This window comes from Psychrobacillus glaciei (genome assembly GCF_008973485.1).
GTDB classification, from domain to species: Bacteria; Bacillota; Bacilli; order Bacillales_A; family Planococcaceae; genus Psychrobacillus; species Psychrobacillus glaciei.
Window position 1 is genome coordinate 524,465 of record NZ_CP031223.1, and the last position, 14,098, is coordinate 538,562.

General features: G+C 35.9%; 16 protein-coding genes. 10 read left to right on the forward strand and 6 right to left on the reverse strand.

What is annotated here, in order from left to right:
- Window positions 1-24 precede the first annotated feature (24 nt).
- Together PB01_RS02495 and PB01_RS02500 are read left to right on the forward strand one after the other, a co-directional pair.
- Window positions 25-2,118 carry an MMPL family transporter gene (locus tag PB01_RS02495; protein WP_151698718.1) on the forward strand — a complete coding sequence of 698 codons (2,094 nt, stop codon included), beginning with the start codon at window positions 25-27 and terminating at the stop codon, window positions 2,116-2,118.
- A gap of 228 nt (window positions 2,119-2,346) precedes the next feature.
- Entirely contained in the window at window positions 2,347-4,083 is a 1,737-nt protein-coding gene (locus tag PB01_RS02500) for a methyl-accepting chemotaxis protein (protein WP_151698719.1), read from the forward strand.
- Window positions 4,084-4,306: 223 nt separating this feature from the next.
- On the opposite strand, the gene PB01_RS02505 is transcribed toward PB01_RS02500, so the two are convergent.
- From PB01_RS02505 to PB01_RS02520, 4 genes are all read right to left on the reverse strand, one after another.
- Window positions 4,307-5,035 (reverse strand): polysaccharide deacetylase family protein, encoded by a 729-nt coding sequence (locus PB01_RS02505; RefSeq protein ID WP_151698720.1) that lies wholly within the window; start codon window positions 5,033-5,035, stop codon window positions 4,307-4,309.
- Window positions 5,036-5,407: 372 nt separating this feature from the next.
- Complete coding sequence (locus PB01_RS02510) at window positions 5,408-5,977, reverse strand: manganese catalase family protein (RefSeq protein WP_151698721.1); 570 nt, start codon at window positions 5,975-5,977, stop codon at window positions 5,408-5,410.
- A 15-nt stretch (window positions 5,978-5,992) separates the two neighbouring features.
- The gene (locus tag PB01_RS02515) at window positions 5,993-6,259 is read right to left on the reverse strand and encodes a spore coat protein CotJB (protein WP_192797443.1); all 267 of its coding nucleotides are present in this window, start codon (window positions 6,257-6,259) and stop codon (window positions 5,993-5,995) included.
- Entirely contained in the window at window positions 6,256-6,474 is a 219-nt protein-coding gene (locus tag PB01_RS02520) for a spore coat associated protein CotJA (RefSeq protein WP_151698723.1), read from the reverse strand. The genes PB01_RS02515 and PB01_RS02520 overlap by 4 nt, the downstream gene beginning before the upstream one ends.
- Window positions 6,475-6,631: 157 nt before the next feature.
- Between PB01_RS02520 and PB01_RS21710 the strand changes: the two genes are divergently transcribed.
- The 6 genes from PB01_RS21710 (at window position 6,632) to PB01_RS02540 (ending at window position 9,764) form a co-directional block, all read left to right on the forward strand.
- Window positions 6,632-6,865: a DUF2935 domain-containing protein gene (locus PB01_RS21710; RefSeq protein WP_318837503.1), complete on the forward strand. Its 234-nt coding sequence runs from the start codon at window positions 6,632-6,634 to the stop codon at window positions 6,863-6,865.
- A gap of 12 nt (window positions 6,866-6,877) precedes the next feature.
- Complete coding sequence (locus PB01_RS21715; protein WP_318837504.1) at window positions 6,878-7,138, forward strand: hypothetical protein; 261 nt, start codon at window positions 6,878-6,880, stop codon at window positions 7,136-7,138.
- Window positions 7,139-7,271: 133 nt separating this feature from the next.
- A complete protein-coding gene (locus PB01_RS21720) occupies window positions 7,272-7,418 on the forward strand; it encodes a DUF2935 domain-containing protein (RefSeq protein ID WP_318837545.1) in 147 nt (48 codons plus the stop codon).
- Window positions 7,419-7,716: 298 nt separating this feature from the next.
- Window positions 7,717-8,865, forward strand: coding sequence for an acyl-CoA dehydrogenase family protein (locus PB01_RS02530; protein ID WP_151698724.1), 1,149 nt, complete (start codon window positions 7,717-7,719; stop codon window positions 8,863-8,865).
- A gap of 141 nt (window positions 8,866-9,006) precedes the next feature.
- Window positions 9,007-9,429, forward strand: coding sequence for a MarR family winged helix-turn-helix transcriptional regulator (locus tag PB01_RS02535; RefSeq protein ID WP_151698725.1), 423 nt, complete (start codon window positions 9,007-9,009; stop codon window positions 9,427-9,429).
- The gene (locus PB01_RS02540; protein WP_151698726.1) at window positions 9,417-9,764 is read left to right on the forward strand and encodes a DUF3147 family protein; all 348 of its coding nucleotides are present in this window, start codon (window positions 9,417-9,419) and stop codon (window positions 9,762-9,764) included. The genes PB01_RS02535 and PB01_RS02540 overlap by 13 nt, the downstream gene beginning before the upstream one ends.
- Before the next feature lie 64 nt (window positions 9,765-9,828).
- Here PB01_RS02540 and PB01_RS02545 read toward each other — a convergent pair whose 3' ends face one another.
- Window positions 9,829-10,134, reverse strand: a complete 306-nt coding sequence (locus PB01_RS02545) for a hypothetical protein (protein WP_151698727.1) — start codon at window positions 10,132-10,134, stop codon at window positions 9,829-9,831.
- 66 nt (window positions 10,135-10,200) lie between these two features.
- Entirely contained in the window at window positions 10,201-10,554 is a 354-nt protein-coding gene (locus PB01_RS02550; protein WP_151698728.1) for a DUF3307 domain-containing protein, read from the reverse strand.
- Between the two features lie 127 nt (window positions 10,555-10,681).
- Between PB01_RS02550 and PB01_RS02555 the strand changes: the two genes are divergently transcribed.
- The gene (locus PB01_RS02555; protein WP_151698729.1) at window positions 10,682-11,827 is read left to right on the forward strand and encodes an HD domain-containing phosphohydrolase; all 1,146 of its coding nucleotides are present in this window, start codon (window positions 10,682-10,684) and stop codon (window positions 11,825-11,827) included.
- A 9-nt stretch (window positions 11,828-11,836) separates the two neighbouring features.
- Entirely contained in the window at window positions 11,837-13,642 is a 1,806-nt protein-coding gene (locus tag PB01_RS02560) for an adenylate/guanylate cyclase domain-containing protein (protein WP_151698730.1), read from the forward strand.
- Window positions 13,643-14,098: the final 456 nt, after the last annotated feature.

A 14,098-nucleotide genomic window follows, 5' to 3' on the forward strand; every position in this document is an offset into this window, starting at 1 on the left:
AAAGAATTTTAAGGAGAGTGAATTATGCAGAAGATTATTCGATATGTAACAGATTTTGTAACTTCCAAAAAAGGAATGTGGATTACACTAGGGGTATGGGTAGCCATTACTATGTTGTTAGCTGTGTTTGCACCTAGCGCAAGTGAGTACAAGGTATCAGGCGTCGCTTCTTTACCAGAAGATGCCCAATCCGTCATTGCACAACAGAAGATAGATGACCACTTTAAAGATGCAGAAAGTATACCAGGTATTCTAGTTCTTCAATCAGACAACGGAGAAATAAATACAGAAATCCTTGGTGAGGCTTTAGATAAAGTGAGTGCAGCTAATATTCATGGGTTAAAAGAGTTGATACCTTTTAGTAGTCTTCCACCGCAAGCTCTTGCTGGCTTTTTCTCAGAAGATAAAGAGACAGCGGTGATTCCATTAAGCTTTGAACCTTCCTTAGATACAAAAGATTTAGAAGCAGGTATTGAAAAGGTAAAAACAATTGTCCAAGATCAAACAAAAATGACTGTTTATATGACAGGTCCAGCAGGAATTGCTGTAGATACGTTAAATTTATTCTCAAGAGCAGATATTGTATTGCTACTATCTACAGTTGGAATTGTTTTGATTTTATTAATCGTAATTTACCGTTCTCCGCTACTAGCATTAATTCCGTTGATAGCAACTGCATTTGTGTATGAAGTAGTTAACCAAATTCTAGGTCTGTTTGGAAAAGGTGGATTAGAATTAGCGACTCAGGCTACATCCATTATGTCTATCTTATTATTTGCTGCAACGATAGATTATTCGTTATTCGTTTTTTCTCGATACCGAGAGGAACTGAAGAACTATGAAAGTAAATTTGATGCAATGAAGTGGGCGATGCGTGAAACCGGAATCCCTGTATTTTACGCAGGCGGAACCGTACTTGCAGCGATGCTCGTTCTGTTTTTTTCAGAGTTTGGTGATTATCGAAACTTTGCTCCAATATTCGGTACGACTATGTTTGTTATTATGATTGCATCGATAACGTTAGTACCTGCATTGTTTACACTTTTTGGCAGAAAATCATTTTGGCCAAAAGTTCCGAAATTTGGAGATACAGAAATAAAAACAAGTACGCTGTGGAGTAAAATTGGTAAATTTGTTGTCAATAAACCGATTGTTGCAGCATTATCGATATTAGCCATTCTAGTAATATCTGCTTTCAATATGTTCAATATGAAATATGAATTTGATACAATCAAATCTTTTCCAAGTGACATGCCTTCACGAGTAGGATATGAAGTCATTGAAGCGAAGTTTGAAAAAGGTGATCTAGCTCCAACGACGGTTCTATTTGAATCTACAAATGAAATAACACCAGAGGTACAAGAGAGTTTACAGAAACAGCTTTCTAAACAAACTTTAGTAAGTGAAGTTCGCCCAGCTGGAATTTCAGAAGACGGTTATGCGATTCAATACCAATTAACTTTCGAAGAAAATCCTTATTCGGTTGAATCCATGGATGCATTAGAGAATATGGTTGAGAACGAAAAAAACATGTTGCAATCAAGTAATATAAATGGAGAACTTTACTTTGCAGGTGAAACAGCGACGAAAGTGGATGATCGCTCAGTTAATGATCGTGATTTAATCGTTATCGTGTTGTTAGAAACAATATTAATTTTTATTATGCTTATTTTCTTAACGAAGTCATTTAAAATGCCAGTATACATGATGGGAACAATTTTACTATCTTTCTTAGCGGCAGTTGGACTTGGCATGTTCTTAACTAATTTATTTTTTGACATCGATACGATAAGTAACCGAGTTCCACTGTATTCATTTGTTTTCTTAGTAGCACTTGGAATTGATTATAATATTATCTTAATTTCTAGATTTTTAGAGGAGCGTAAAAAGCACACTGTAAAAGAAGCGGTTCAAATTGCGGTTGCTAATACCGGTGGGGTTATTTCGTCAGCAGGTATTTTACTTGCAGCAACCTTTGCAGTCCTCATGACGCAACCAATCCAATTACTATTTGTGTTTGGATTCATAGTAGCAGTAGGGATTATCCTAGACACATTCTTAATTCGAGGAATACTACTACCTTCTTTAATCGTCCTATTTGAAAAAGATAAAAAGTAAAAAATAGCGTGGTACCAGGGTAAAAACCCGGTACCATGCTATTTTTTACAGAAGTATTACGGGTGCTAGGCACCTGTAATACTTTTGTAACTTATTTTAGGTGTAACGCTAAAGTTAAAAAGTATTTTATTTTGATAACTCAAAAAATATATTATATATGCCGATAATAACTTGTAGATATATTTTGGTGAGTTATTTGGGGATTTTTGAGAGGGAAGGGTTAATATAATGAGGAGAAAATCTTTAAGCACAAAAATGGCTCTAATGCTTATTACTGTCATGTTGTGTTTGTTTGTAGCAGTTTCTGCGTTGTTTACCTATAGTACGCTCAAAACGGTAGAAGACTCTATTAGAAGTCAAGCGGTAACAACTGCGGATTATTTGGCTAGTAGAGTGGACGGAGATAAATACAAAAAAATTCTGGAAGAACCCGTGGAAAGTGATACATATTGGGAGTTAAGAGATAAGTTTGTCAATGCATTGGATAGCACGGGCGTACTTTATTTGTATACGCTAAAAGCCGATACAAAATCGGTTGAAATAATGATAGATGGTTTTCCAAAAGGTGCAGAAGGTGCCGCAACCATTGGACAAAAAACAACAGTCACAACATTTGAAGATGTAAGCTCCGTGTTACAGGGGAATTCTGTAAGTACCAAAGTTATTAATGATCCGGAGTTTGGCAGATACTTATCTGCATTTTCACCAATTAGAGACAGTAAAGGTGATGTTGTTGGGATCTTGGCAGTTGATATCGCCGCAGAAAATGTAGTAGGAATTCAGAACAATCTTCTTAAAACCACTATTCCTCTTGTTGCGATAATATTTCTTGTGATTATTCTTGTTCTTACAACCATATTTTATATATACACAAAACGAACGTTGGCGCCTCTTACTGTTGTAAGCGAAGCCTTGGGTGACTTTGCAGAAGGAAAATGGACTGTAGCGTCCCAAAAAGTGGAAGGAATAAAGTTCCGATCAGAAAATGAAATTTCCGCTTTAGCAAAATTATTTATGGCTTCTCACGAGCAATTGAGCGCAGTAATGAATGAGATGACTAGTCACTCTACTCAGGTATTACGTTCATCAAAGCAGCTTTTTGAGACAATTGAAATGACAACGGATAATAATAGTTCGATTAATAAAAGTATGGTTGAATTGGCGGCAGGAAGTGCAAAATCATTACAGCATAGCGAAGATTCAGTCACTGCACTAGAACAGATGTCAATAGGCATACAAAGAATTGCTGATTCAGGGAATAAGATGTCGAATACTTCAAATGACGTTACTATTTTTATAAGTAAGGGTCATGAAGAATCTAAGCGAGTTGTTAAACAGATTACAGATGTTCAAGAAATGGTTCACCAAACAGTCGAGAAAGTGGAAGAACTGAGTGGACAATCTAAACAAATTCAAGAAATAACAAGTGTGATGACAAATATTGCTGAACAAACTAATTTACTTGCGCTAAATGCTGCAATTGAAGCAGCACGTGCAGGTGAATCTGGAAAAGGGTTTGCAGTAGTAGCAGACGAGGTAAGAAGATTAGCAGAGCAATCAAAGCAATCAGCTGAAGAAATAAGAGCGCTGATTGATAATTTCGAACAAGTCACGAATGACGTTAGCGATGTGATGGTTGCAACATCCACAAAAGTTACAGAGGGTACTGAAGCGGTTCAAAAGATTGGTGAAATGTTGGAACAGGTGGTAGGTACGATCAGTCAAATAAACTTAGAGATTCAAGATACCTCGGCGATTACAGAAGAAATGTCAGCAGGCTCAGAAGAAATACTTGCCGCATTTGAAAACATTAAAGGTTTTGCAAGTGATGCTGCTAAACAAACAGTAGAAGTTGCAAGCTCGACAGAAGAACAGACAAATGCAATGGGTTCATTGGAAAAAATGAGTGATGAACTTCAAAAAGTTGCATATTCATTAAGTGAATTGATTGATAAATTTGAGTAATATTGAATGAAAGAAGGAAGAGCAAGCCAAAAAAATGGTTTGCTCTTCTTTAGGTTTAGGTATTGAGTAAAAGCTTCATTTTTATCTAAATGGTCTGAGTTAATATAGAATTGAATTCATGTTTGTTTTGAAGTTAAGGGGAATGCTAGTAACTGTGTTAACTCGTATAAGCAAAAGGAATTTTATTAATCGATTTTGGGCAGAATTCATAAAGAATGGATGGTTAATGCTTGACACTCATGCTGTTTATTTCTATAAGCTCCGATATTGTTACAAACTTATACCCTTGTTTTTTGAGTTCTGGTAATATTTCTTCAAGTGCCTTCACAGTCTGAGAACGATCTCCTCCTGCATCATGAAATAACACAATATCACCTGGGTGAGCGCCAGATAATACTTTTTTTACAATTTTATTGACTCCTGGGGTTTTCCAGTCTTCCGTATCTTGATGCCACGACCACATGATTACTTTGTATCCATTTTCAATAGCGGTATTAATGATACGATCATTGTAACTTCCTCCTACAGGACGATAAAACAATGGATAAGTACCGGTTATATCGTGGATAATTTCATTCGTTTTTTTTAGTTCTTCTTTAAGCTTGTCTGGTGTGATTTTTAAAGGATGTGAATACGTATGATTCGCTATTTCATGGCCTTCCTTGCCTATTTGAAGAATAAGATCTGGAAAAGACTCTGCTCGTTCACCAATAACGAAAAACGTCGCTTTAGCATCGTATTCTGCAAGCAAGTCTAATATCTGTGGAGTGTAAGTGGTATGAGGACCGTCATCAAACGTAAGTGCAATAACTTTTTCCTCGGTTTTAATTCCCCATAGAACATATCCTTTTTTTTCATAATAAGGTCGTCCTCTATCCATAGCTGAAGTAGCATATGCTATACAAAAAAATAAAACAAGTAATACTCCGATTTTAACTCCCAAAGATTTCATGAATAATTCCTCCTAGCATTGCTATATTGGGGGAAGTTTTTAATATGCTTTCATCGTTGAAATTATTGTTCACCGATGTACAATGAATTATACTGAACTAACTTGGAATAAATAATTATTAACAATAGTCTCATCATTGGAATGGTGTAATTTTTCTTAGATTTTTAGATTCTTTCCGGATTTAAAACTAAGAGACCAGATTTATCGTTCGATTAAAAAAAGTAAAAAACGCTTGGTAGCAGGGGAAACCCAAACTACCAAACGTTTTTTTTTTATGGAATTATGGTTGTTACAAAAATGTTACTGGTGCCTGGCACCAGTAACATATTTGTAACATTGGTGAATTTCGTGTTGGAAAGGTTGTGGGTTTGGTTAGAAGATTTTTTTGCGGTCTCTTTCGTCTTTTAAGAGTTCTACAGCTTCTCTGAATCGTAGGGAGTGGATATTTTCTCTTTCTCTTAAAAATCTTAATGCATCATTTATACCAGGGTCATCTGAGATGTCGATTAACCATTGATAGGTTGCACGTGCTTTTTCTTCAGCCGCTATATCCTCGTACAGATCTGCAATGGGATCTCCTTTTGACTGAATATACGTGGAGGTAAAGGGAACACCGCCAGCATTTTCGTAGAAGAGGGAATGTCCATGATTGACAAAATGTGCCCCAAGCCCTGCTTGTTCTAATTGTTCTGGTGAAGCATCTTTTGTTAACTTATAAATCATTGTTGCTAGCATTTCTAGGTGAGAAAACTCTTCCGTGGATATATCTGTCAGAAGGCCAACTACTTTATCAGGGACTGTATAACGTTGATTCATATACCTTAAAGCAGCAGCTAGTTCCCCGTCTGCACCACCATATTGCTCCATAATGTATTTTGCTAGCATTGGATTACAAGTGGTGACTTCTACAGGGTATAACAGTTTTTTTTCATAAACCCACATTGCGTTTCTCCTTTCTTATAACTGCCATGGCCATGGCGTTTGATTCCAACGCCAGCCTACCTCTATCGCTTGTTTGGAAGGGGCGGACATTAATGATAAAGGTCCAAATTTATTCTCATAGTGTTTGCGCACCCTTGCCGCCTCTTTTATTGCTTCTCTCCATTGTTCTAAAGCATCTAAATCATCTTGGTGAGTATCTGTGTATAAAGTTAACTCAACTACTACAAAGTCCATTTGTTGTACTTTTTTTAACAAGTCTAATCTTTCTTCGAATTCATTCATGAAATTCCTTCCTCTCGCGAAAACCCATCGACAAATTGCGGCCACAGAGAACCTTGCCATAGTGCTTCCTTTGGGGAATATTGTGGTAGGCCTGGTGGTTGAAAATTTGTGAAAATTTGTGGTGGTAAAACAAAATGCTTCACTAAAATAGGTGGACAAGGGTCTAGTGGTGACACAAAAGGTTTATAACTTCCTCGATATAATGGCTGATCCAAATGATATCACTCCTTCAGACTATCCTATGAAGGATGGGCACAATTGATACTAAGAGGACAAAGTGTTTATGGAAATTTTAATTGGTATAAAACAAGGGAATTATAAATCTTCTTCCAAAAGTCGCTTTCTACTTATTTAAGTAGATAGTTGCATAGATTGAATGAAGGAGGGGTTAAACTGGAAAATTCATTTCAAGAAACCGCTTTATATGAACTCCATTTTTGGTTACAAGTGCTAGGAGATCCTGGAAGATTTATTCATGATTCTTTAGCTCCTAATGAAACAGAAAAGATTATTGCTGCAAGTTCATTTATTCATCACTTTGATCAATTACTAATGGCATCCAAACAACAATTGTTAAAAAAAGAGGAACTCATTTTTTTAGCTTAACAGACAAAAATAGTGAGTGAAGAAATTCGTGTATTTAAACTGTTTCTCATAAAAGAACATTTGGTTGGAGAAATAAAATCCTCGCTAGCTCCGTCTTTCATCAACAATATGGTGAACGAAGTAGAAGAGGCGATACGAGTATTTACCTATTTGGAACAAGGTCAGGAAGCTCCCTTAGTACATCCTTTACATTATGATTTACTTTGGATGCTGGATGCTGCCGGTCATGTGGGTGCTATTGATACAGATCTAGATGGAGTTGAAAAAAACTGAAAGAAAAAGGACAACAATTTATGAAAGACTGGGAAGATTTCTATTTAAAGGCTAATGAACTAGCATTTTTTTTCGTGCCAATGTAGAAAAATTTCCAACATTAGATAAGTTCCATGAAGATATTGAATTGGAGATGGCTATTATTAAAGTATTTTTAAAAGAGTTGGAAGAAATGAAAATTAAAAAGGAAGCTTTAGGTACCTTTACTCCTCTTATGGCTGATCATATGGTTAGAGAAGAAACGTATTATTTTAAAAAAATTTCATTAACGGGAGTTTAGATACCATGTTTATTGAAGTTCTAGTGTGATGGACCAATAAAACAATTTATTCATATTGTTAAATGGAATTCAGAGAATTGCAAAGGTGATTATTTGTTCATCTGGGTATTTTTTAATGGCTTGATTTTCAATTTATTGTAAATATCTCGTTTTTCCTATTTAAAAGAAGGAGAATCGAAACAATAAGAAGAATTAGGTCAGTAAATAGCCTAACCCAGAGAGGGTATGTAGATGAAAAGACTAGAACGTATAAGCGCACGCTACTATTACTGAACGAATAGAATAGGAGTGATAAACATTGAGAAGGTATAGATTTGAAACAGATGAGCATGAGATGTTTCGAGCTTCGCTTAGAAAATTTCTTCAAAAAGAAGCTGTGCCTTATTATGATTCTTGGGAAAAAGAAAGAATCATTCCTATTTCTTTTTGGAAGCAGCTTGCGGAGATGGGATTCCTTTGTCCTCAAGTAGAAGAGAAATATGGTGGTTTGGGTTTGGATTTCAGTTTCAATGTGATCATTATAGAAGAATTAGAAAGAGTAGGAACTAGTTTAGTCGGAGTAAGCTTGCACAATGATATAGTCGTTCCGTATATGGAATCATTTTGCTCAACAGAACAGAAACAGCGCTGGCTACCTAATTGTGTGACAGGTGATACCATTACCGCAATTGCGATGACTGAGCCAGGTACCGGATCTGATTTAGCAAGTATTCAAACGTCGGCTATCCGAGAGGGTGATGACTATGTGCTGAATGGTCAAAAAACGTTCATTACAAATGGCATTAATGGGAATCTATTTCTCATTGTCGTAAAAACGGATTCGAAAGTAGTGCCAAAACATAAAGGAATTAGCTTAATCATGGTAGAGGAAGGTACGTCTGGTTTCACTAAGGGTAAGAAGCTTGATAAAGTTGGACTTCATGCTCAAGACACAGCAGAATTGCACTTTGAAGATTGTCGCGTTCCTGCTTCTAATTTAGTAGGGGAAGAAGGGCATGGATTTGGCTATCTAATGGAAAAGTTGCAACAAGAAAGACTCGTTGTTGCCATTGCAGCACAAATCGCTTCAGAGGATATGCTTGAAGCCACTACAGAATATGTAAAATCACGTATAGTATTTGGAAAGTCCATATCAGCCTTTCAAAATACAAAATTTAAAATTGCGGAGATGGCAACAAAAGTAGAGCTTGGAAAATCATTTCTGGAATCACTTATTGAAGACCATCTTAATGGGAAAGACGTTGTCACGAAAGTGTCGATGGCAAAATATTGGCTGACCGAAACTGCAAGAGAAATTTCCATAGAGTGTATGCAATTACATGGTGGATACGGTTATATGGAAGAATACAAAATTGCAAGAAGATACAGAGACATACCTGTCGCATCTATTTATGCAGGAACAAATGAAATAATGAAAGTAATTATTGCTAAAAACTTAGGATTATAAGTGAATAAATAAAGTACGGCCTCTTTTCGTTGTCTAAAGATATGGAAAAGGGGTCTTTTTGTTTTAAATCGATACTACAATTAATTTCTTGAATTTATATCGCGTTATACGATATAATAAATTCATAAAGGAGAGTGCACTATGAATGAACAAGTTGTAGTTAAACTAAATCATTATTGGACGGATATTTATTTTTATTTACATTATCCACACGAAGATAAAATAACCCATCAAGCTGTACGTATACTTCAGCTTATAGAAAAAAAACAATATGTTGGAGTGCATGAAGTGGCTTCCTATTTACATATTTCACATAACACAGCATCAGAACATGTGAAGAGATTGTTGGAGAAAAAATATATCATCAAAGAAAAGAATCCAGAGGATCAAAGAAAAGTGATTATATGTTTATCCGAGTCAGGGAAAAACGTTCTACATAGAAATACGAGTTTAGATGAAAATAAATTGAAAACAGTTCTAGATCAATTATCGGATCAAGAAAAAGTAATCGTAGAAAAGGCTTTAGAACTATTAAGTCAGGGTGCGAAGAAATGTATGTTTTAATGAAGATAGCAATCTCAGCTATAATTATAGGAATTGTGACAGAAGTTGCAAGAAGATTTCCTACTTATGGTGGCGTTATTGCTGCATTGCCTTTAGTTAGTTTATTAAGTATTACATGGTTATATTTCCAAGGAGAAAAAACGGAAGTATTAAGCAAATTTGCATTAGGAGTACTTTGGGGATTTCCAGCGACTGCCATGATGTTGATAGTGATATATATAGCGTTACAAAATTCGGTTCATCTTTTAATATCCATAGGATTAGGTATTTGTGGATGGTTAGTTTTTTTATTTGTTCAGGATTTTACTATTACTTTTGTAAGAAGACTTTTATAGATAACGAAAGGAAAAGGCTGAATCTAGTCTGTCGGTAACTAGATTCAACCTTTAAATGGAGGTATTAGTTCCCGTCGTGTTTCCATGTTGTTGGAGTACCAGCTTTAGGGCAATTTGGGAATAATGCACCAGCCTCAAATTCGATTATTTCTCCGTCTTTGTCCATGTATTTTCCGGATTCTGGTACGGTTTCTCCAGAATTATGATGATGCCCCTCTGCGTGCTTCCAATAAGTAGCCACTTCTGAATCTGGACAAGAAGGGAATTTATCACCCTTATATAATTTTTCTGTGATACCAGCTTCACACGTATATTCACCAGTTTCTTTAACTACGTCATCTGTTGAGTGCTCATACTGTTGATTGATCATTTTGTATTCCTCCTTCACATAATAACTTACTACCATTATTTACCCGTCAGATGAAAAACAAAACATTTAAGAATACCAATAATGTGCTATAGCTCCTAACACAATGATATGGAATATTTGATCAGCTATAATTATGAGCCATCCCGCATCTTTTTCTTTCGCCCCCATTATATTTTTCACCCACCAAACGACAAACACCCGCTTATCCAATATGAGATGGCTCACGAAAATAAGCAAAATTGCGTTTAGAGGTAGCCAACCGTTTCCTATGTACAAAATTCCAATGATAATAACCGTATAAACGATGCAGTGTACAAGCAAAGGCAACCACTTTTTGGACTTGTTGCGAGCCATCCAATTTGTTTGAAGTAAATAATCACCAATCAGATGCCCGATAAGCAAATAGCTAAATACACCCATCTACCTTAATCCTCCTATTCGTCTATAGAAAAACTTATCTATATTGTAAATTACATGTTCCGTGCTACTATTATCATACTAACACTATTATGAATCAATTTATTTTTTCCTAGAAAGGATTATATTTATGCACGATAATAAAGAACCAATCATTTTAAATGAGCATGAACATTTAGATTCGAATAAAATGCTGTCGATTATTTTTGATTATATGTCACAGATCTCTTTAGAAACAAACCACGAAAAGTTATTAATGAAAATGGCTGATTTAGGAAAAGAACTAGTTCTAGCAGACCGGTGTACCGTTTGGTTGCATAATCCACTGGAAAATAATATTTGGACAGTAGTAGCTCATGGGATAGAAAAAATCATTGTCCCGGAAAATAGTGGCTTAATCGGTCACTGTGTTATAACTGGAAAAGCAATGATTGTAGAAGATGCCTACTTGGATAAACGTTTTAACCAAGAGGTAGATCAAGAAACTGGATATAGAACTCGTTCTATATTGTGTATACCTTTTCATAACACAAAAGGGGAAGTAATAGGAGCTTTTCAAGCAATAAATAAAATGACTGCTAGTAGGAAATTTAATGATAAAGATCTTGAAATATTATCCCTTGCAGCTTCTTATGCTAGTAAGTCTTTAGAGTCATCTATTCTCATGTATGAACTAATTGAAACGCAAAAAGAGATGATTGAAACAATGGGAGAAATAGGTGAAAGCCGATCACAAGAGACTGGTAATCATGTAAAAAGGGTCGCGAAATATTCGTACCTTTTAGCTATTCTTGCAGGACTATCTGAAGAAGAAGCGCTACTGTTGAAACATGCTTCTCCAATGCATGATATAGGAAAAGTTGCTACACCGGATCGTATCTTACTTAAGCCAGGCAAGTTAACAGAAGATGAATATGAAATTATGAAGCAGCATGCCGTGATTGGATACAATGTATTTAAGCATTCAAGACGTGACTTGCTTCGAGCTGCTGCTACTATTGCACACGAACATCACGAAAAATGGGATGGCACTGGCTATCCAAATGGATTAAGTGGTGAAGCTATTCATATTTTTGGACGAATTACAGCCATAGCGGATGTATTTGATGCATTAGGAAGCGATCGTGTATATAAAAAAGCTTGGCAAATGGACGATATTATTCACTACATGATCGAGCAACAAGGAAAGCAATTTGATCCAATATTAACTCAATTATTTATTGATCATGTCGATGAATTTATTAAGATTAGCGATCAATACCATGACCAAATGTAGGAGTTGACCATGCAAAAAACAATTCACTTCCAAGATGAAAGAATCTTTCATATTCCTGTTGAAGAAATGTGGACATTGCTTGCAGATACAAATCACTTAAATAATTTTATAGGATTGTTTCCAGTACAATTTGCCCCGTTTTCCTATAATGATGGAAAGCTAATTCGACAAGCTAAAGCAACTGCGTTAGGTGGAGTTAAAATAGCTTGGAAAGAGCATACATTTGAATGGGAACGGAATCATTATTATTCTATAGAACGAGTCTACACAAATGGGCCTATAGAACGAGCGCTTTGGCATGTGATTTTAGAGCCGCGAGAAGAACAGGAAACTTTACTTATACTAAAAGGGGAGTTTATCTGTCGAAATCTTATTGGCAAGTTGTCTTTGAAAAATATTATTATTCCTCAGCTTAAAAAGACGTTTCAATATGTGTTAGAATTCGAGAAAAATGGTACAGTCGATTTTCCTCGTCCACAAACTAAGCAGTCCATTATAGTTGAAGAAAATCGTCTTTCTATACTAGCAGTCAAACTGGATGGTATTTTTTTAAACCAAGAGATGAGTGCGCAGCTTATGCACACAATACGAACTTACAATGAAGACGAAATAACAAGTATGAAGCCGTATCAATGGGCAGAAACTTATCATTATAATAGAAAAGAAACGGTTGAACTATTTCTTTTAGCTACAAAGTTGGGCATACTCGATCAAGAATGGTCTCTTATGTGTCCGAATTGTCGTGTTCCAAAAGGGCAGACAAGTAGTTTAAAACATTTAGATAGTACGGTTCATTGCGATTTGTGCGGAGTTGACTATGAGCTCAATTTCGATCGTTATATTGAAATGCGTTTTTCTGTCAATCCTTCCATCCGTAAAACAAAAAGAGAATTATTTTGCGTGAATGGACCTATGAATTCACCACATGTACTTGCACAATTTCGCATTTTACCTAATACGACGAAAAATTTGAAAATTCCCATTTGGGGACGAGAGGTTCGCCTTCGAGTATTAAAATATAATCATTTGTTAGAGGTAAGTACATATAAAACCGAAGAAGAAGTGTGTATAACATACAGAGAAAGTGGTTTTACACAAAGTTTGGTTTCCGGATCGTCCAATATACAGATTGGAAATAAAACGGATGAAGAAATTGTATTAGTAATAGAAGAAGTAGAGTGGGATCGTTTTGCACTAACAGCAAGAGAAGTAACTTCTTTGCAATTATTTCGTGATTTGTTTGCGGCAGAAGTATTATCACCTGACCAGCAGATAGGTGTTTCAAATATAGCAGTGCTATTTACGGATTTAAAAGGCTCTACAAGACTTTATGAGTCTATTGGTGATGCTCTTGCATATGCTGATGTGAAAAAGCACTTCGATTATTTAAAGCAACATATTCAACAAAATGGTGGTGCAGTTATAAAAACTATTGGCGATTCTGTTATGGCAACCTTCACAGAAACGAAAGACGCATGGAATGCCGCTGTTTCAATTCAACAACATATCCAGGAGATAAATAAGCAGTTGTCCCAAGACATTCTTGTGAAAATTGGTTTTCATTCTGGACCAGTGATTGCGGTGAATGCAAATGAAATTCTAGATTACTTTGGTAGAACAGTTAATATGGCAGCTCGTATTCAGCAGGAAAGTCAAGGGAATGATATCGTTATGAGTAAAGAGGTATATGAGGATTTGTTATTAGATACAAATTTTAGAGTGATGAATTCTTCACTAAAGATAGAAACGTTCAAGAAGCACCTGCAAGGATTAGAAGAGGATTCCTCCTTGATTAGAGTAATAATAGATTCGTAAAAGGATACTTTTCTTCTTTATTGGAGGAAAGTATCCTTTTTTCACGTCTGTCGATTAGCCATTTTCTTACACAAAATACTTGTAAGAAAAGCATAAAATCTTCTTTAGAATTTGTTTGTTTTCGTTTTGGTTTGGACGAAGGTACAATTTCGGGCACACATCGTTTTTTTATTACGCATAGTATAGAACGGATTTTTTATATAATGCGTCTTAGTGACCGCCGGGATTTCCGCTCTAGGCGGACGCTTTCCGAGGGGGGAGCGATGAGCCAGCACCGTCGCATGTGCGCCGCTTGTGCGGTCTCATCTGTCTCCCTGATCCCTTCGGAGTCGCCGCCTGCCGCTGCAATCCAGCATATTTGCTAGCTATTCAGTTTCACTTTTCAATCTTAACTGTATTATCTGAAGTGAAATCCAATAAATGGATGATAGAGACAAATCACATGATGAACACGAC

What these genes read in the sequence shown, in the direction of transcription:
- PB01_RS02505 (WP_151698720.1), bottom strand. Translation starts at nt 5,035, where the DNA reads ATGAAATCTTTGGGAGTTAAAATCGGAGTATTACTTGTTTTATTTTTT.
- PB01_RS02500 (WP_151698719.1), top strand. Translation starts at nt 2,347, where the DNA reads ATGAGGAGAAAATCTTTAAGCACAAAAATGGCTCTAATGCTTATTACT.
- PB01_RS21720 (WP_318837545.1), top strand. Translation starts at nt 7,272, where the DNA reads ATGGCTATTATTAAAGTATTTTTAAAAGAGTTGGAAGAAATGAAAATT.
- PB01_RS02540 (WP_151698726.1), top strand. Translation starts at nt 9,417, where the DNA reads ATGTATGTTTTAATGAAGATAGCAATCTCAGCTATAATTATAGGAATT.
- PB01_RS02555 (WP_151698729.1), top strand. Translation starts at nt 10,682, where the DNA reads ATGCACGATAATAAAGAACCAATCATTTTAAATGAGCATGAACATTTA.
- PB01_RS02560 (WP_151698730.1), top strand. Translation starts at nt 11,837, where the DNA reads ATGCAAAAAACAATTCACTTCCAAGATGAAAGAATCTTTCATATTCCT.
- PB01_RS02535 (WP_151698725.1), top strand. Translation starts at nt 9,007, where the DNA reads ATGAATGAACAAGTTGTAGTTAAACTAAATCATTATTGGACGGATATT.
- PB01_RS02515 (WP_192797443.1), bottom strand. Translation starts at nt 6,259, where the DNA reads ATGAATGAATTCGAAGAAAGATTAGACTTGTTAAAAAAAGTACAACAA.
- PB01_RS02545 (WP_151698727.1), bottom strand. Translation starts at nt 10,134, where the DNA reads ATGATCAATCAACAGTATGAGCACTCAACAGATGACGTAGTTAAAGAA.
- PB01_RS02550 (WP_151698728.1), bottom strand. Translation starts at nt 10,554, where the DNA reads ATGGGTGTATTTAGCTATTTGCTTATCGGGCATCTGATTGGTGATTAT.
- PB01_RS02495 (WP_151698718.1), top strand. Translation starts at nt 25, where the DNA reads ATGCAGAAGATTATTCGATATGTAACAGATTTTGTAACTTCCAAAAAA.
- PB01_RS02510 (WP_151698721.1), bottom strand. Translation starts at nt 5,977, where the DNA reads ATGTGGGTTTATGAAAAAAAACTGTTATACCCTGTAGAAGTCACCACT.